Below are 17732 nucleotides of genomic sequence, written 5' to 3' on the forward strand. Positions count from 1 at the left end.
GAGGCCGGCGGTGGCGCTCAGCAGATGCACTGCGTCTCCTCAGGAAAGCCAATGAAAGACGCGGCACACATCGCCGCGTCGGAGGGAAATTCAGAGCGACATTATAAGGGGCGCCTACCGTCGGCATCGACCGCAAATGGCCCGGGAAACGGCGTCATTGCTGGTTTTCGGATCAGCACGGCCGCCCGCTCGGAGATTTCCGAGTCCCCCTGCGGCTAACCGCGCACCGCGACAGAGAACTCAGGACGACGCCTGATAATCGCGAAACCGCTCTCGCAACTTGAGCTTCAGCATCTTTCCCGTCGCGGTGTGCGGTATCTCGTCGACGAAGACCACGTCGTCGGGAATCCACCATTTCACCACCCGTCCCTCGTAGAAGGCCAGCACGTCTTCGCGCGTGAGCGACGAGCCCGGCTTGCGCACCACCACCAGCAACGGCCGCTCCTCCCACTTCGGGTGCCGGATCGCAATGCACGCCGCCTCGTGAATGTCGGGATGTGCCATGGCGATGTTCTCGACGTCGATGGAACTGATCCACTCGCCGCCGGACTTGATCACGTCCTTGCTGCGATCGGTGATCTGCACGTAGCCTTCCGGATCGATGGTGGCCACGTCGCCCGTGGGAAACCAGCCGTCCACCAATGGCGACGTCTCCGTGCGGAAGTAGCGATCGAGCACCCATGGTCCGCGCGCGTACAGATCGCCGAACGCCTTGCCGTCCCATGGCAGTTCCTCGCCTTCGGGGCCCACGATCTTCAGGTCCACGCCGTAGATGGCAGTGCCCTGCTTCTCAAGGATGTGCTGTTGCGCCTCGGCGGGCAGATCGCGGTGATGCTTGCGCAGGTGGCACAGCGTGCCGAGCGGCGACATCTCGCTCATGCCCCACGCGTGGATGACGCGCACACCGTAGTCCTTCTCGAAGGTCTGCAGCATCGCGGGCGGGCATGCCGAGCCGCCGATCACCGTGCGCTCCAGCGTCGAGAAGCGCGCGCCGACGGACTTCACATGAGTGAGCAAGCCGAGCCAGACCGTGGGCACCCCGGCGGAGAACGTCACGCCCTCCGCTTCGAACAGCTCGTAGAGCGACTTCCCGTCGAGATCCTTGCCCGGAAACACGAGCTTGGCGCCGACCAGTGCGCTCGAATACGGCAACCCCCACGCGTTGACGTGAAACATCGGCACGACCGGCAGCACGGCGTCGCGCGCGGACATCGCCATCGCGTCGGGCAGCGAGGCGCCGAACGCATGCAGCACCGTCGAGCGATGACTGTAGAGCACGCCCTTCGGATTGCCCGTCGTGCCGGACGTGTAGCAAAGACCCGAGGCGGTGTTCTCGTCCAGGGATGGCCATGCAAACTCGCCGTCTTCGGCGGCGAGCAGATCGTCGTAGCAGAGCAAAGCGAGTTGGGAGTCCGGCAGATGCGCGCGCCCGGTCATCGCGATCCAGCCCTGCACGGTCGGGCACTGCGGCGCGATCGCTTCGACGAGCGGCAGGAAGTTGATGTCGAACGCGACGAAACGATCTTCGGCGTGATTCACGATGTATGCGATCTGCTCGGGAAACAACCGCGGATTGATCGTATGCACCACGCTGCCCATTCCCGACACGGCGTAATACAGCTCCAGGTGGCGGTACCCGTTCCAGGCCAGCGTGCCCACGCGCTCCCCGTCGCGCACGCCCAGCCGGCGCAGTGCCTGGGCAAGCTGGCGAGCGCGTCGCTCCGCTTCGCGCCACGTATAGCGGTGGATGTCGCCCTCCACGCGGCGCGACACGATTTCGGTGTCGCCATGGTGGCGGGCGGCATGCGTGATCAGCGAGGAAATCAATAGCGGCGCGGCCATCATCTGGCCGAGGAGCGGTGTTGCCATGCGTCGAATCTCCAGAAAAGTCGGGAATACCGGAACTACGGGGATACGTCGGGAACAACTGTCGGGAACGAATGGCGCCGGCCGGCACGCCTCGCGCATGCATCGGGCGCATTCGCGTACATTCATGCGGTTTGCAGATCATTCTTGACGCGCGCGAGCGCCGGGTCAACGCTCATCGCTTGTGCAGCGCAACAGCCAAGATACGTAGCCATCGTACGCGAGCCGGCAGCGCGCCGCGGACACCTCAAGTAGAATATTTGTTCACCCTCAGGAACGTCCCCAATGCCGGCCTCCGACCGCCCAGACGCTGCTCCCACTTCGCTCAAGCCCTTCGGACCGCTGCCGCTCGCCAACCGGTTTGCCAGGCTCGGCCCCGACTTCCACACGCGGCTCTCGCCACAACCGTTGCCCGCCCCCTATCTGGTCGGCTTCTCGGCCGACGCCGCACGCCTGCTCAGCTGGTCGCCCGAGGCTGCCCGCGATCCCGAATTTGTCGCGACCTTTGCGGGCAACACCCCATTGCAGGGCGGCGATCCGCTTGCGAGCGTGTATTCGGGCCACCAGTTCGGCGTGTGGGCCGGCCAACTCGGCGATGGCCGTGCGCTGCTGCTCGGCGAGGCCGACGGCCCCGGCGGCCGCTGGGAAATCCAGCTCAAGGGCAGCGGACTCACACCCTACTCGCGCATGGGCGACGGACGCGCCGTGCTGCGCTCGTCGATTCGCGAATTCCTCGGCTCGGAAGCGATGTTCCATCTCGGTGTGCCGACCACGCGCGCGCTGTGCGTGATCGGCTCCGACGCGCCGGTGCGGCGCGAGACCATCGAGACGGCTGCCGTCGTCACGCGCCTGTCGCCGAGCTTCATCCGCTTCGGACATTTCGAACACTTCTGGGCCAACGATCAGCACGGCGCGCTGCGCCAACTCGCCGACTTCACCATCGATCACCACTATCCGCACTGCCGCGACGAGGCCAATCCATACCTCGCCCTGCTCGGCGCGGTGTGCGACGCGACGGCCGAACTCGTGGCGCACTGGCAGGCCGTGGGCTTCTGTCACGGTGTGATGAACACGGACAATATGTCCATTCTGGGTCTGACGATCGACTACGGCCCGTTCGGTTTTCTCGACGGCTTCGACGCGCACCACATCTGCAACCATTCCGACACGCAGGGCCGCTATGCGTATCAGGCGCAGCCGAACGTGGCGTACTGGAATCTGTTCTGTCTCGCGCAAGCGCTGCTGCCGCTGTTCGGCGAAGGCGAAGCCGCCGTCGAGCAGGCAAAGTCCGTGTTGCCGGTCTTCAAGACGCGCTTCGCCGACGAAATCGACCTGCGCATGCGCGCCAAACTCGGCCTGCGCGAATCGCACGCCGACGACGAAACGCTCATCAACGGCCTGTTCCGGTTGATGCACGAGGGCCGCGTCGATTTCACGCGCCTGTTCCGTACGCTGGCGACGCTCGAACTCGACAACCCTGCCACCGACGCCCCCATTCGCGACATGTTCATCGATCGCGAGGGTTTCGATGGGTGGGCGGCGAACTACCGGGCGCGCCTGCGCCACGAGGGCAGCACCGACGCGAAACGCGCGGTGGCCATGCGTCTCGTCAATCCGAAATACGTGCTGCGCAACCATCTGGCCGAAATCGCCATCCGGCAAGCCCGCGAGAAGGACTTCTCCGAGGTCGACACGCTCCTTCGCGTACTCTCGCATCCCTACGACGAACAGCCCGAATTCGAGCGCTACGCCGATCTGCCGCCCGACTGGGCCGGCCAACTCGAGGTCAGTTGCTCGTCCTGAGCGGCCGCTGGGCCCCACGGGCATTGCAGCATTGCAAAAGCGGCGCGCCGCCCCCATTTGTGAAAAGTCCGAAGACATTCGACGCGCGCCGGCCATCCACCTGCCGGCGCCCATCAGGAGACTCTCATGAGCAAAGTGGAAAAATCCGACGCCGACTGGCGTGCCCAACTCGACGACGTCGAGTATCAGGTCACCCGCCAAGCAGCCACCGAACGCGCCTTCACCGGCCGGTACTGGGACCACTGGAAGGACGGCACATACCGCTGCGTATGCTGCGGCGCGCCGCTGTTCGAATCCACCGAGAAGTTCGACGCCGGCTGCGGTTGGCCGAGCTATTCGAAGCCGATCGACAAGGCGGGCATCGACGAAGTGATGGACTACAGCCACGGCATGGTGCGCGTGGAAGTCCGCTGCCACAATTGCGACGCTCACCTCGGCCACGTGTTCGAGGACGGTCCGCAGCCCACCGGGCTGCGCTACTGCATCAACTCGGCGTCGCTCAACTTCGAGGACAAGGACAGCCAGTCCGACAAGCCGAAGGACGCTTGATAACGGATGCATGGACCGCACGCGCTCGCCCACGCGGGCGGCGTACGGGTCCACGAGTCCGCGCCAGCTCGGATTCGCCAGCCGAAGATCGCGCTTTTTCTTGCGTCATATCAGTGAAATCACGTGATTTTCAGATCGTTGTGACGAAACCTGGTGGTTTCGGCTGCTAAGCTGCGTGTGTCGTTCAACGCAAAACAGGAGCCCGATACATGTCCAAGAATTCCGACCGTCGCCGTTCGCTTGGCGCAGCCGCACTGCTGGCAGCCGGTAGCGCCGCCCTGATCGGTCAAGCGCATGCACAGTACACCGGTCCGTCGGCACAACCCGCCGCCGGCGCCGGCGCGATTGCCGTGCCGACCGCCACGCCGCATGCCACGACCGTCGAGCAAGCGCTCGCCGCACCGGATGACGCCACCGCCGTGATCGAGGGCTTCATCGTCAACAAACTCAAGCACGAGCACTACACGTTCCGCGACGCTGCGGGCAAGACGATCGAGATCGATCTCGACGACAAATACCTGCCGCCGGGTCAGGTCATCAACGACAAGACACGTGTTCGCATCACGGGCGAAGTCGACCGCCACCGCTTCCGCCCGAACGACATCGATGTGAAGCGCATCGAGATCCTCCGGTAATCCTCCGTAACCCTCCGAATCGGCGGCACCGTGTCCCGGTGCCGCTTTTTTTGCGCGAGCCACTGCCGCGGCGCTCATGCGAGTGCCCCGGCGGCTGTCATCGCGCAGTTCGCGCGCCGGCGCCACACCCGGCGCGGATTGCCATTGCGGCGAACGCGAGGCTTTGAAATATAATGCGACTTTCCGCCCGATAGCGCCCAGGCGCCGCGAGGCCGCATGCGGTCGACGTGGCAAGCCGGAGGCCCCCTAGCCGAGACTTCATGAAATTTCTTTTCGACCTGCTGCCGGTCATCCTCTTTTTCGTCGCCTTCAAGTTCGCCGGCATCTACGTCGCCACCGGCATCGCCATCGTCACCACGGTCGTGCAGGTCGCGTGGATGTGGGTGCGTCATCGCAAGGTCGAGCCCATGCAATGGGTGAGTCTGGCGATCATCGTGGTATTCGGCGGCGCCACCATGCTGCTGCACGACGAGACCTTCATCAAATGGAAGCCGACGGCGCTGTACTGGCTGTTCGGCGTCACGCTGTTCGTCGCGGAACTGGTCTTCGACAAGAATCTCATCCGCGCGATGATGGAAAAGCAGATGGCCTTGCCCGAGAACCTCTGGCGTGCCGTGAATTTCAGCTGGGCGCTGTTCTTCCTCGCGATGGGCGCGCTCAACCTGGTGATCGCCTACCACTTCTCGACCGACACCTGGGTCGACTTCAAGCTCTTCGGCGGCATGGGGCTGATGGTGGTATTCATCGTCGTGCAGAGCCTGTGGCTCGCGAAGTACATCAAGCAGGACGAGTAACGCAGGAGCCACCGTCATGAGCATCGAACAGCAAATCGAAACGCGGCTCACCGCCGCGCTCGCCCCGCTCGAGTTCTCGCTGGAGAACGACAGCGCCCGTCACGCCGGGCACGCCGGCGCGGCGTCCGGCGGGCATTACAACCTGCGGATCGTCTCCGCGGCATTTACCGGACGTAACCGCGTGGCGCGTCACCGGCTGGTGTATGATGCGCTAGCCGATTTGATGCAGAACGGCATCCACGCCCTCGCCATCGTCGCGCTCGCTCCCGGCGAAGCGTGATTCGCGTGAAACGCGTCCCCCGTCGATTAATCTTGCCTCCGTCATTCGTTAGGAAAAACAGCATGGCATTGAAACTCGCCCGCACGGCGCTGGCGCTCGGCGCCGCCGTGTCGCTGACCGCCGTTACTCTCCCCGCTCTCGCTCAGAACGTTGCCGTCGTGAACGGCACGCCGGTGCCTGTGTCGCGCGCCGACGCCATGGTGCGCGAAATGGTGCGTCAAGGGCAGCCGAACTCGCCGCAATTGCAGCAGCAAGTGCGCGAAGAGCTGATCAAGCGCGAAATTCTGGCGCAAGCGGCCGTGAGCAAGGGCCTGGCCAATCAGGCCGACGTCAAGGCGCAACTCAAGCTGGCCGAGCAAGGCGTGCTCATTCGCGCGCTGATCGGCGAGTTCCAGAAGAGCTCGCCGATCACCGACGCCGAAGTGCAGGCGCGCTACGACCAGTTGAAGAAGCAGTTCGGCGACAAGGAATATCACGCACGCCACATCCTGGTGCCGAGCGAAGACACGGCCAAGGAAATCATCGCCAAGCTCAAGGGCGGTGCGAAGTTCGCCGACCTCGCCAAGCAGTACTCGAAGGATCCGGGCTCGGCACAGAACGGCGGCGATCTCGACTGGTCGCCGGCCAATGCCTACGTCCCGGAATTCGCCGACGCGCTGCAGAAGCTGCAAAAGGGTCAGTACTCGCAGACGCCGGTCAAGACGCAGTTCGGCTACCACGTGATCGAGCTGGATGACACGCGCGACGCGCAGATCCCGCCGCTCTCGGACGTCAAGCCGCAACTCATGCAGCAAATGCAGGAAGAGAAGCTGCAAGGCTTTATCGACGGTCTCGAGAAGAAGGCCAAGATTCAGTAAGCGTCCAACGCCGCACCGAGAAAACCCGCCGTTCGCCGGCGGGTTTTTTTATGCCTTCACGGGACGCACGCCGTCGATGTTCATGAAAAAACCGCCAGACCCTGATGAAGGGACTGGCGGTCGATCGATGCTGCGCTACTACGAGGCTGGTGCACGACGGCACAACGCCGTCAGGCTACCCAGCGGCGAGCGTTGCGGAACATGCGCATCCACGGGCTGTTTTCGCCCCACTGCGCAGGCGCCCAGCTCATCTGCACCGTACGGAACACGCGCTCCGGGTGCGGCATCATGACCGTGAAGCGGCCATCGGCCGTCGTCACCGAGGTGAGACCGCGCGGCGAGCCGTTCGGGTTGAACGGATACTGCTCGGTCGGCTGGCCACGGTGGTCGACGAAGCGCATCGCCGCAATCGCCTGATCGATATTGCCCTGCTGACCGAAGTTGGCGAAGCCTTCACCGTGCGCGATCACGATCGGCAGTTGCGAACCGGCCATGTCCTTGAAGAACAACGACGGCGAATCGAGCACTTCCACTTGCGTAAGACGCGCTTCGTACTTCGACTGGTTGTACGTGAACTTCGGCCATGCGGCGGCGCCCGGAATCAGGTTCGACAGGTTGCTCATCATCTGACAGCCGTTGCACACGCCCAACGCGAACGTGTCCGCACGGTTGAAGAAGCCGGCGAACTGCTCGGCAAGCGTCGGGTTGAACAGGATGGTCTTCGCCCAGCCTTCGCCGGCGCCCAGCGTATCACCATACGAGAAGCCACCGCAGGCAATGAAGCCCTTGAACGCTTCGAGCGAGTGACGGCCCGCAAGCAGGTCGCTCATGTGCACGTCGTAGGCGTCGAAGCCGGCCTTGTCCAGCACGTACGCCATTTCCAGATGCGAGTTCACGCCCTGCTCACGCAGGACTGCGATCTTCGGCCGAACGCCCGTCGCGATGAACGGCGCGGCGATGTCCTCATTGGCATCGAACGTGAGCTTCGGCGAAAGGCCAGGATCGCTCGTGTCGTTCAGCGCTTCGTATTCGGCATCGGCAGCCGCCGGGTTGTCGCGCAGGCGCGCGATGCGCCAGCTGACTTCCGACCACACACGTTGCAGTTCCGCACGCGGGGCGCCGAACACCTTCTTGGCGTCGCGATAGATTTCGATGACGTCGTTCGTGTTCGGCTTGCCGATCACGTTCGTGCAGGCCGACAGACCGGCGTCACGCAATGCTTGGAGCACCGCGTCGCGCTCGGCGGCCCGCACCTGGATCACTCCCCCCAGTTCTTCGGAGAAGAGCGCGCGCAGCGTCTTGTCCTCGCGGCGGCCGACCGTCTGCTTTGCCCAGTCCTTGGCATCGCCGTAGTCCGACTCGAAACCTTCGTCGAGCGTGAGCATGTCGACGTTGAGCGACACCCCCACGTGGCCCGCGAACGCCATCTCGGCCACCGTCGCGAACAGACCGCCGTCGGAACGATCGTGATAGGCGAGCAGCTTGCCTTCGCGGTTGAGCGTCTGAATGGCGTCGAAGAAACGCTTGAGGTCGGCCGGATCGTCGAGGTCCGGCGCCACGTCGCCGATCTGCTGCGTGACCTGCGCGAGAATGCTGCCGCCCAGGCGGTTCTTGTTGCGGCCCAGGTCGATCGAGATCAACACCGTCTCGCCCACTTCGGCAACCGTGCGCAATTGCGGCGTCAGATGGCCGCGCACGTCCTCGATGGGGGCAAATGCCGACACGATCAGCGAAACCGGCGCCACTACGTCCTTGGCGCGGCCGGCGTCTTCCCATTTCGTGCGCATCGACAGGGAATCCTTGCCAACCGGAATCGACAGGCCCAGCGCCGGGCAAAGCTCCATGCCGACCGCCTTGACCGTATCGAACAGCGCGGCGTCCTCGCCTTCGGTGCCGCATGCGGCCATCCAGTTGGCCGACAGCTTGATCTGGTCGAGCGACGCAATCGGCGCCGCGGCGATATTGGTGATCGCCTCCCCAACGGCCATGCGGCCCGACGCCGGCGCATCGATGACGGCCAGCGGCGTGCGCTCGCCCATCGTCATCGCTTCGCCGCGATAGCCCGAGTAGTCCATCAGCGAGATCGCACAATCGGCCACCGGCACTTGCCACGGACCGACCATCTGGTCGCGTGCGGTCAGGCCGCCCACGGTACGGTCGCCAATGGTGATGAGGAACGACTTGCTCGCCACCGTCGGATGGCGCAGCACGGCGCGTGCGACCTCGTCGAGCGACAGCCCCGTCACGTCCACCGGCGGCAGCTCCGCCTTGATGCGCTTGACGTCGCGATGCATGCGCGGCGGCTTGCCAAGCAACACGTCCATCGGCATGTCGACCGGATCCGGCGACTCGGGGTGCATCGGATCGACGAGCTTGAGCTGACGTTCGTCCGTGGCCACGCCGACCACGGCCACCGGGCAGCGCTCGCGCTGGCACACGGCCTGGAACGCCGGGAAGCTGTCCGGCGCGATGGCCAGTACATAACGCTCCTGCGCTTCGTTGCTCCAGATTTCGGCCGGCGACATGCCCGACTCTTCGAGCTGCACCTGACGCAGGTCGAAACGCGCGCCCTTGTCGGCTCCATCAACCAGTTCGGGGAAGGCGTTCGACAGACCGCCCGCGCCCACGTCGTGAATCGACAGAATCGGGTTCGCTTCGCCCTGACGCCAGCACCAGTTGATGACCTCCTGTGCGCGACGCTCGATTTCCGGGTTGCCTCGCTGCACCGAATCGAAGTCGAGTTCGGCCGTGTTGGTGCCGGTCGCCATCGAGCTGGCGGCGCCCCCGCCCATGCCGATGCGCATGCCCGGGCCGCCGATCTGGATGAGCAGCGTGCCGGCCGGCAGATCGTGCTTGTGCGTGTGCTGGTCCGCGATGTTGCCCAGGCCGCCCGCGATCATGATGGGCTTGTGATAGCCGCGGACGCGGCCGCCGACGTTCTGTTCGTAGGCGCGGAAATAGCCGCCGAGATTCGGGCGGCCGAATTCATTGTTGAACGCGGCGCCGCCGAGCGGGCCGTCGATCATGATCTGCAGCGGCGACGCGATGCGATCCGGGCGACCATAGTCGACGCCCTTGTCGTCGGGCTTGCGCAGCGACGGCGGCACCGTCACGTCGAGATCGTTCTCCCACGCTTCGCGCGCATCCGGCAGCGCCAGGTTCGACACCGTGAAACCGGTCAGCCCCGACTTCGGCGTGGAGCCGCGGCCCGTGGCGCCTTCGTCGCGAATTTCGCCGCCCGCGCCCGTCGATGCGCCCGGGAACGGTGAAATCGCCGTCGGGTGGTTGTGCGTCTCGACCTTCATCAACGTGTGCGTGAGCTCCACGCTGCGGCCGTACTTGCCGTCGGCGCCGCGCGGATACCAGCGCTCGACCTCGGCGCCTTCCATCACCGAAGCGTTGTCCGAATAGGCCACGACCGTGCCCTGCGGATGCAACTGGTGGGTGTTCTTGATCATCTGGAACAGCGACTTGTCCTGCGCCTCGCCGTCGATGGTCCACTGCGCGTTGAAGATCTTGTGGCGGCAGTGCTCGCTGTTCGCCTGCGCGAACATCATCAGTTCCACATCGGTCGGATTGCGCTTGAGCGTCGTGAACGCGTCGACCAGATATTCGATTTCGTCGTCGGCGAGCGCAAGGCCCAGATCGCGGTTCGCGGCTTCGAGCGCGCTGCGCCCGGCGCCGATCACGTCGACCGTCTGCAGCGGCTTGGCGGGCAGCTCGACGAAGAGCGCCTCGGCATCCTTGCGGGTGGCGACGACCGTCTCGGTCATGCGGTCATGCAGAACGTCGGCCACGCGGGCCAGCACGTCGGCGGCGAGCGACTTCTTGCCGCCGAGCAGGCCGGATTTCACGCCGATGGTGTATTCGACGGCGCGCTCGATGCGGCGCACGTCAGCGATACCGCAGTTGTGGGCGATGTCGGTCGCCTTGCTCGCCCACGGCGAAATCGTGCCCAGACGCGGGATCACCAGCAACTGGTCGCCCACCGGCTCCTCTTGCACCGGCTCGCCGTAAGTCAGCAGACCGGACACGCGCGCCACGTCTTCGCTCGACAGGGGCTCGGCGCTGGCCACGAGATGCACGTAGCGGGCGTCGATGCGTACGATCGAACTGTCGATGGCTTGCAGGGTCTGCAAAAGACGTTGCTGGCGGAATTCGGAAAGCGCCAAGGCGCCGGCGAAGCAGGCAATGTGAGTCATGGAAGGACGGAAGGCGAGGCGTTCAAAACGCGGGGGAACGACAAACCGGGATTATACCCTGCTTACCCCGGGTTACACCCGAGTGCGCGCGACCGAATTCCGCCATCTACCCGCCCGGTCCGGCCGGCTCTCTGGTAACCTATGCGCCCCGTGATGGACACATGCTGGAACACAGGCACGCGGACCTGCGGGTCCGGGCCACACCACTAAGAACGACACTAACAAGCGAACGAGCGGGCGTTCGCCACACACCAGACGGTTGGGAATGAAGGTCATCGTTATCGGCGGCGGGGTTATCGGCACGTGCACCGCCTACTATCTGGCCGCCGCGGGGCACACGGTCACGCTCGTCGAGCGCAACAGCACGGTCGCGCAGGAGAGCAGCTTCGGCAATGCGGGCGTCATCGCGCCGGGCTACGTCACGCCCTGGGCCGCGCCCGGCATGCCGCGCAAGCTGCTCGGCTACATGTTCAGCGCCGCCAGTCCTCTCATCTTCCGCCCCGGTCTGTCGGCCGGCACCTGGCGCTGGGCCGCGCGCTGGCTGCGCGAGTGCAAGCTGGAGCGCTATCGCGCCAACCGCGAGCGCATGCAGCGTCTGGCGTTCTACAGCCAGCGTTGCCTGCACGAATTGCGCGAGACGCATGTATTCGAGTACGAGCAGACGCAAGGCTACCTGCAACTGTTTCGCACCGAGCGGGAAATCAAGATGAACGAGCCGGCGCGCGCCATGCTCGCCGAAAACGAAGTCCCGCACCGCCTGCTCACGGCCGACGAATGCCGCAAGCTCGAACCTGCGATCTCCACCGATGCGCCGCTCGCCGGCGGCCTGCATCTGCCGCGCGACGAAACCGGCAACTGCCCGCTTTTCACCAAGCGCCTGGCGCAGATCGCCCGCGATATCGGGGTGACGCTCGCCACCGAGACCACCGTGCTGTCGGTGCGCCCGAACGTGGGACGCGCCGGCGTCACCGTGGAGACGGCCGCGACCGGCCAGCCGGCGCGGACGGCGACGCTCGAAGCCGACGCCGTCGTGATCGCCGCCGGCGTTGCCAGCACTGCGCTTTTGCGCCCGCTCGGCATCGACGTGCCGCTCTGGCCGATCAAAGGCTACTCGATCACGGTGCCCGTCAAGACGGAGCTGTTCAGCCCACGCATTGCCGTCATGGACGAGTCTTACAAGACCGCCATCACCCCCCAGGGCAATCGGCTGCGCATTGCCGGGACGGCCGAACTGGGCGACACCGAACTCGTGCTGCGCGAGCGAGCCATCGCCACGCTCTACAAGGTGGCGACCGACTGGTTCCCGGGTGCCGGCAAGTACCGCGAGGCGCGCGCATGGGTGGGCGCCCGGCCGATGCTGCCGGACGGCCCGCCGCTGCTCGGACCGACTCACCTGCCCGGCATCTACCTGAACCTCGGCCACGGCTCCACCGGCTGGGCGATGGCCTGCGGGTCGGGGCGCGTCCTCGCCGACGTCATCTCCGGCCAGACGCCCGAAATCGACCTCGGCGGCCTCACGCTCGCCCGCTACGATCGCTAGAACTGCCAGGACCGCTAGCCCCCCCCAAAGCCGCGCAGACCGGCACCCATTGCAGAATCTGCCACCGTTCTTCGCCTCGCGCGGGGCGGTGCGCGTCAGAAGCGGCCGACACGAGGTCGGGAATCCCACCGGCAGGCAAACGGCGAGGTTGACGGCATAATGCCTCCGTTGAGGCGCAGGTTCGTGATGTCCGCCCGTCCGTCGATCCGGGATGGCGCACGGGCCCGCCATCGGCATCCATCGCCGTGCGTGGCGAGCTTTGCCGCGTTCTCCGGGAGCCCTGCCTGTCATGTCCAACTCATTGCGCACCGATGTTCCCGTCACGCTCAATCCGAGTCCGCTCGCACGCCCGCCGGCGATGACGCCGCCCGCGTACACCGCGAGCGACGCCGACACCCCGCTGGATCTCTACCTCCCGGCAACACTGCGCAACGTCGAACGTGCCGCTGCCGCGAAACTCCCCCCGCACACGCTGATGGCGCGCGCGGGCGCGGCTGTGGCCGACTGGCTCTACGCACAACTGCCGGCACTGGCCAGCGCCGGTCGCCAACCGGTACTGCTGCTCGCCGGGCCCGGCAACAATGGCGGCGACGCCTACGTCGCGGCGCGCGAGTTGCATCGTCGTGGCGTGCTCGTCGACGTCTGGCAATTGGCACCGCCCTCCACGGACGACGCTCGCTGGGCACATGCGCAGGCGCTGGCGTCGGGCGTGCCGATCCGTCCCGCGCCGGCCGTGTGGCCACACCCGGCGACCTACGCATGGATCGTGGACGGGCTGTTCGGCATCGGGCTGTCCCGCCCACTGGATGGCGCCGCGGCGGCCCTTGTCGAGAATATCGGCTACGCGCATGCTCAAGGCACGCCAGTTCTCGCCATCGACATTCCCAGCGGACTCGGCGCCGCCACGGGCGCGACCAACGGGGCTGTCATTCGCGCAGACGTCACGATCGCCATGCTCGGCGCCTGCCCCGGACTCTTCACGGGCGACGGACGCGACATCGCCGGCACAGTGCTCGTCGCCCCGCTGGAGGCTGACGACGCGCTCAGCACCGCACGCGCCTCGCGCGCCCCTGGCGGCCTCGCGACGAGCGCGCCGGAGGCCTTCCTCTCCGAGATCCGTCAACGACACCACGCTTCGCACAAGGGCAGCTACGGCTCGCTGGCCATCCTCGGCGGGCACCTCGGCATGATCGGCGCCCCGCTGCTCTCCGCTCGCTCCGGACTGATGATGGGCGCCGGACGCGTCTACGTCGGTTTCGTTGCGCACGACGCCCCCACCTGGGACCCGGTGCATCCCGAACTCATGCTGCGCCCGGCGGAAGATCTCGATCTGTCGGCCATGCAGGCCGTATCCGTCGGGCCGGGACTCGGCACGTCGGCAGCGTCGTCGGCATGTCTATCCCGCGCGCTTTCGCTCGACCAGACGCCGCTCGTCATCGACGCCGATGCGCTGAACCTACTCGCCACCGAACCCTCGCTGGCGGAGCGCGTTCGCCGCCGCGCCGGACCCACGATACTCACACCGCACCCGCTCGAAGCGGCGCGGCTGGCCGGCTGTGGCGTCGCGGACATCCAGTCGGACCGGCTGGCGGCCGCACGCTCGCTGGCAAAGCACTTCGGCGCGACCGTCGTGCTCAAGGGATCGGGCAGCATCGTCGACGACGGTACGCGCGCGTGGATCAACATCACCGGCAACGCCGGGCTGGCCACGGCCGGCACGGGCGACGTGCTCACCGGCGCCCTCGGCGCCCTGCTTGCGCAGGGCATGCCCGCTACCGCCGCCGCACTGGCTGGCGTGTGGCTGCACGGCAAGGCCGCCGAACGTTGCGTGGACGGAGGCGTCGGCCCGGCCGGACTCACGGCGTCTGAACTTTTGCCCGCCATGCGCGCCGAACTGGCGGATCTGCCGGATCGCGCCAGCCGTGCCGCAAGGACCGCCAGCGCATCCGGCTCGCGCAACGTCCCGTGACGTGAGCGCGTCCGCCATGCGGCAAAAACGCGCCGCAGCCGCGCTACCGCGTCATTTCGGCGTGATTTCGTGTGACTCCCGTTATACTTCGCTTTATCGAAATGCCCATATCGCACATGTCGTACAAGCCCTCCGCGCCTTCCGTTCGTCTGGATCAACTCGCCGCATGGCGTACGCTGCTCGAACATCGCGATGAAATTGCCGGACAGCACATGCGCGACTGGTTTGCCGGCGCGGGCGCGAATGCGCGCGTCGAACAGTTCTCGCTGCGGGCGGCCGGTCTGTATCTCGACTATTCGAAGAACCGGATCACCGACAAGACCCGCGCCCTGCTCACGCATCTCGCGCGCGAATGCCATCTACCGGCCAAGCGCGACGCAATGTGGTCCGGCGAACACGTGAACGTCACCGAGAACCGCGCAGCATTGCACGTTGCGCTGCGCGCCCCGCAGGGCGTCACGTTTCGCGACACCAGCGGCGAAATCAGCAGCGGTGTGCACGACACACTCGCGCGCATGCGCGCCTTCAGCGAGCGCGTGCGCGACGGACGCTGGCTCGGCGCCACCGGCAAGCGCATCAAGCATCTGGTCAACGTCGGCATCGGCGGCTCCGATCTGGGGCCGCGCATGGTCTGCGACGCGCTGGCCGTCTATGGGCGTGCGGACCTCACGGCGCATTTCATCGCCAACATCGACCCGACCGAGCTCGCTCGCACCCTGCCGACGCTCGATCCGGAAACGACGCTCGTCGTCGTGTGCTCGAAGACGTTCACCACGCTGGAGACCATGACGAATGCGCGCACGATTCGCGCCTGGTTTCTCGCGCATGGCATTCCGGAGAGCGCACTCGGCAAGCATTTCGTCGCCGTGTCGACGAACGCCGACGAAGCCGCGCGCTTCGGTATCGCTCGCGAGAACGTCTTCGAATTCGGGGAGTGGGTGGGTGGACGCTATTCGCTGTGGTCGTCGGTCGGGCTGATCATCATGCTCTATCTGGGCGCGCAACACTTCGACGCCCTGCTCGCCGGCGCGCACGCGATGGACGAGCACTTCCGCACCGCGCCGCTCGAAGCCAACATGCCGGTGCTGCTCGGCTTGCTCGGCATCTGGTATCGCAATTTCTTCGACGCGCAGACGCTGTCCATCGCCCCATACACCGACGCGCTGCAGAAGCTGCCGCCGTATCTGCAGCAACTGGACATGGAGAGCAACGGCAAGTCCGTGCAGATCGACGGCACGCCGGTAGGTTGGCAAACCGCACCGATCATCTGGGGCGAGCCCGGCACGAACGGGCAGCACGCCTACTTCCAGATGCTGCACCAGGGCACCACGCTCGTGCCCGTGGACTTCATCGCCGTGCTGGAGCCGCAATACGATGGCGCGGCGTATCTCGAACATCATCGCAAACTGCTGGCGAACTGCTTCGCGCAAAGCGAAGCGCTGTTGCGGGGCGGTTCGATGGCGACCAGCGAACAGGCCGGCGGCCCGCTCGGTGCGCAACGCCGTTTCGATGGCAACCGGCCGAGCAATACGCTGGTGATCGACAGATTGACACCGGAGCGCCTGGGCGCGCTGATCGCACTCTACGAGCACAAGATTTTCGTTCAGGCCGCCATCTGGGATATCAATCCGTTCGATCAGTGGGGCGTGGAACTCGGCAAGACGCTGTGCCGCGCCATCGAGCCGGAGCTTCTCGATCCGGATACGCTCCAACCCGGTGCTCACGATGCTTCGACCGCATCGCTCATCCGTCTCGCGGGGGAAGCGCTCAAGCGCAAGCGCTGATCTCTTTCTTCTTGCTGTGCCGCGTCGTCCGCCCGATCAAACGTGAGCGCCGTTGACCAGCTTGCCGCCGGCGAGCTGCACCGTTGCGTCGCACCGCTGGGCAATGGCCAGATCGTGTGTGACGAGCACCAGCGTCGCCCCGCTCGCCTCGTTCAGCGAAAACATCAAGTCGATGACACGCTCGCCCGTGGCCGTATCGAGACTGCCGGTGGGCTCATCGGCGAAAAGCACGGCAGGCGCGGTCACGAACGCGCGCGCCAGGGCCACACGCTGCTGCTCGCCGCCGGAGAGCTGCTTCGGGTAGTGTGTCAGCCGCGAGGCGAGCCCGACCTGTTCGAGCAACTTCACGGCACGATCGCGCACGTCTCGTGTCTCACCGAGCAGTTCGAGCGGCAGCATCACGTTCTCGAGCGCGGTCAGATGCGGCATTAACTGGAAGGATTGGAAGACGAAGCCCACCGCGCCGCGGCGCAGTGCGGCACGCCCTTCTTCATCGAGATCGCCAAGCGACTTGCCAAGCAGCGTCACGCTGCCGTCAGTGGCCGTGTCGAGACCGGCCATGAGACCGAGCAGTGTGGATTTTCCGGAGCCGGACGCTCCGACGATAGCCACCGTCTGGCCTTTCGCGACGGAAAAATCGATATCCTGCAAAATGACGAGCTCACCGGTGGCGTCACGCAACCGTTTGCCCAGACCCCGCACTTCAATTACGTTTTCGGAAAACGACATGGCAAGAAGAGAGTTCTTGAAATTGGCCGCTACAGCCCTCGTGGGCTGGAGCCTGCTGTCAGGGACCGCGGCGAACGCGGCAAGTTCGGGCGCGCCGACGATTCTCGTCGTGGGCGATAGCCTCTCGGCCGAATATGGCATCGCGCGAGGCGCCGGCTGGGTCAATCTCCTGCAGCAAACGATCACGCAAAACGGCTTCGATTATAACGTCGTCAACGCCAGCATCAGCGGCGACACCACGAGCGGCGGGCGCTCCCGACTCACCCCGCTTCTCGAACGTCATCGCCCCGCCATCACCATCCTGGAACTGGGCGGCAACGACGCCTTGCGCGGCATTCCGCTTGAACTGACCCGCACCAATCTCCGGGCGATGGTCGAAGCCGCTCGCAAGGCGGGTAGCCGCGTCATCGTTGTCGGCATGCGCATCCCCCCCAACTACGGGCCCGATTACAGCGAACAGTTCTACAACATGTACGCCACGCTCGCCAGGCAGGAAAAGACTGGCTACGTGCCGTTCCTGCTGGCGGGTGTCGCCGAGCATCCGGACTGGTTCCAGCAGGATCAGATCCACCCGCTCGCCAAGGCGCATCCGCAGATTCTGCAAAACGTCTGGCCGAGCGTGAAGCCCCTGCTCAAACCGACCGGGAAGCCACCCGCGAAAGCGGCGAACTCCCGCGCGTCGAAATCCGGCGCATAAAAAAACGCGGCCCGGGAGCCGCGTTTC

12 protein-coding genes and 1 pseudogene are annotated in these 17732 nt (G+C 65.6%); 10 read left to right on the forward strand and 3 right to left on the reverse strand.

Going from position 1 to position 17732, the window contains the following annotated elements:
• Positions 1–240: 240 nt before the first annotated feature.
• Positions 241–1869, reverse strand: a complete 1629-nt coding sequence (locus RO07_RS13970) for a 3-(methylthio)propionyl-CoA ligase (protein ID WP_039411510.1) — start codon at positions 1867–1869, stop codon at positions 241–243.
• A gap of 282 nt (positions 1870–2151) precedes the next feature.
• Between RO07_RS13970 and RO07_RS13975 the strand changes: the two genes are divergently transcribed.
• The 6 genes from RO07_RS13975 (at position 2152) to RO07_RS14000 (ending at position 6784) form a co-directional block, all read left to right on the forward strand.
• Positions 2152–3669: a protein adenylyltransferase SelO gene (locus tag RO07_RS13975; protein ID WP_052267313.1), complete on the forward strand. Its 1518-nt coding sequence runs from the start codon at positions 2152–2154 to the stop codon at positions 3667–3669.
• A 126-nt stretch (positions 3670–3795) separates the two neighbouring features.
• Entirely contained in the window at positions 3796–4218 is a 423-nt protein-coding gene (msrB, locus tag RO07_RS13980; RefSeq protein ID WP_039411513.1) for a peptide-methionine (R)-S-oxide reductase MsrB, read from the forward strand.
• A gap of 209 nt (positions 4219–4427) precedes the next feature.
• On the forward strand, positions 4428–4853 hold the full coding sequence (locus RO07_RS13985) for a YgiW/YdeI family stress tolerance OB fold protein (RefSeq protein WP_039411517.1): 426 nt from the start codon (positions 4428–4430) through the stop codon (positions 4851–4853).
• A gap of 260 nt (positions 4854–5113) precedes the next feature.
• Positions 5114–5647, forward strand: a complete 534-nt coding sequence (locus RO07_RS13990; protein WP_039411520.1) for a septation protein A — start codon at positions 5114–5116, stop codon at positions 5645–5647.
• A gap of 16 nt (positions 5648–5663) precedes the next feature.
• Positions 5664–5927 (forward strand): BolA family protein, encoded by a 264-nt coding sequence (locus RO07_RS13995; RefSeq protein WP_039411523.1) that lies wholly within the window; start codon positions 5664–5666, stop codon positions 5925–5927.
• 62 nt (positions 5928–5989) lie between these two features.
• A complete protein-coding gene (locus tag RO07_RS14000) occupies positions 5990–6784 on the forward strand; it encodes a peptidylprolyl isomerase (RefSeq protein WP_039411525.1) in 795 nt (264 codons plus the stop codon).
• Positions 6785–6954: 170 nt separating this feature from the next.
• Here RO07_RS14000 and purL read toward each other — a convergent pair whose 3' ends face one another.
• A complete protein-coding gene (gene purL / locus RO07_RS14005; RefSeq protein ID WP_039411529.1) occupies positions 6955–10986 on the reverse strand; it encodes a phosphoribosylformylglycinamidine synthase in 4032 nt (1343 codons plus the stop codon).
• A gap of 247 nt (positions 10987–11233) precedes the next feature.
• Between purL and RO07_RS14010 the strand changes: the two are divergent.
• From RO07_RS14010 to pgi, 3 genes and pseudogenes are all read left to right on the forward strand, one after another.
• Positions 11234–12526: pseudogene (locus tag RO07_RS14010) on the forward strand (D-amino acid dehydrogenase); the annotation flags it as partial.
• Between the two features lie 289 nt (positions 12527–12815).
• Positions 12816–14495: an NAD(P)H-hydrate dehydratase gene (locus RO07_RS14015; protein ID WP_237171258.1), complete on the forward strand. Its 1680-nt coding sequence runs from the start codon at positions 12816–12818 to the stop codon at positions 14493–14495.
• A 116-nt stretch (positions 14496–14611) separates the two neighbouring features.
• Entirely contained in the window at positions 14612–16279 is a 1668-nt protein-coding gene (gene pgi / locus RO07_RS14020) for a glucose-6-phosphate isomerase (RefSeq protein ID WP_039411533.1), read from the forward strand.
• A 36-nt stretch (positions 16280–16315) separates the two neighbouring features.
• Here the strand turns inward: pgi and RO07_RS14025 are convergent, their stop codons facing one another.
• Positions 16316–17008: an ABC transporter ATP-binding protein gene (locus RO07_RS14025; protein WP_039411535.1), complete on the reverse strand. Its 693-nt coding sequence runs from the start codon at positions 17006–17008 to the stop codon at positions 16316–16318.
• On the opposite strand from RO07_RS14025, the gene RO07_RS14030 reads away from it, so the two are divergent.
• A complete protein-coding gene (locus tag RO07_RS14030; protein ID WP_052267314.1) occupies positions 17007–17705 on the forward strand; it encodes an arylesterase in 699 nt (232 codons plus the stop codon). The two genes, RO07_RS14025 and RO07_RS14030, sit on opposite strands and share 2 nt — an antisense overlap.
• The last annotated feature ends 27 nt before the right edge of the window (positions 17706–17732 follow it).

It is taken from the genome of Pandoraea pulmonicola (assembly GCF_000815105.2).
GTDB lineage: Bacteria > Pseudomonadota > Gammaproteobacteria > Burkholderiales > Burkholderiaceae > Pandoraea > Pandoraea pulmonicola.

What these genes read in the sequence shown, in the direction of transcription:
- pgi (WP_039411533.1), top strand. Translation starts at nt 14,612, where the DNA reads ATGTCGTACAAGCCCTCCGCGCCTTCCGTTCGTCTGGATCAACTCGCC.
- RO07_RS13995 (WP_039411523.1), top strand. Translation starts at nt 5,664, where the DNA reads ATGAGCATCGAACAGCAAATCGAAACGCGGCTCACCGCCGCGCTCGCC.
- RO07_RS14000 (WP_039411525.1), top strand. Translation starts at nt 5,990, where the DNA reads ATGGCATTGAAACTCGCCCGCACGGCGCTGGCGCTCGGCGCCGCCGTG.
- msrB (WP_039411513.1), top strand. Translation starts at nt 3,796, where the DNA reads ATGAGCAAAGTGGAAAAATCCGACGCCGACTGGCGTGCCCAACTCGAC.
- RO07_RS14025 (WP_039411535.1), bottom strand. Translation starts at nt 17,008, where the DNA reads ATGTCGTTTTCCGAAAACGTAATTGAAGTGCGGGGTCTGGGCAAACGG.
- RO07_RS14015 (WP_237171258.1), top strand. Translation starts at nt 12,816, where the DNA reads ATGTCCAACTCATTGCGCACCGATGTTCCCGTCACGCTCAATCCGAGT.
- RO07_RS14030 (WP_052267314.1), top strand. Translation starts at nt 17,007, where the DNA reads ATGGCAAGAAGAGAGTTCTTGAAATTGGCCGCTACAGCCCTCGTGGGC.
- purL (WP_039411529.1), bottom strand. Translation starts at nt 10,986, where the DNA reads ATGACTCACATTGCCTGCTTCGCCGGCGCCTTGGCGCTTTCCGAATTC.
- RO07_RS13985 (WP_039411517.1), top strand. Translation starts at nt 4,428, where the DNA reads ATGTCCAAGAATTCCGACCGTCGCCGTTCGCTTGGCGCAGCCGCACTG.
- RO07_RS13990 (WP_039411520.1), top strand. Translation starts at nt 5,114, where the DNA reads ATGAAATTTCTTTTCGACCTGCTGCCGGTCATCCTCTTTTTCGTCGCC.
- RO07_RS13970 (WP_039411510.1), bottom strand. Translation starts at nt 1,869, where the DNA reads ATGGCAACACCGCTCCTCGGCCAGATGATGGCCGCGCCGCTATTGATT.
- RO07_RS13975 (WP_052267313.1), top strand. Translation starts at nt 2,152, where the DNA reads ATGCCGGCCTCCGACCGCCCAGACGCTGCTCCCACTTCGCTCAAGCCC.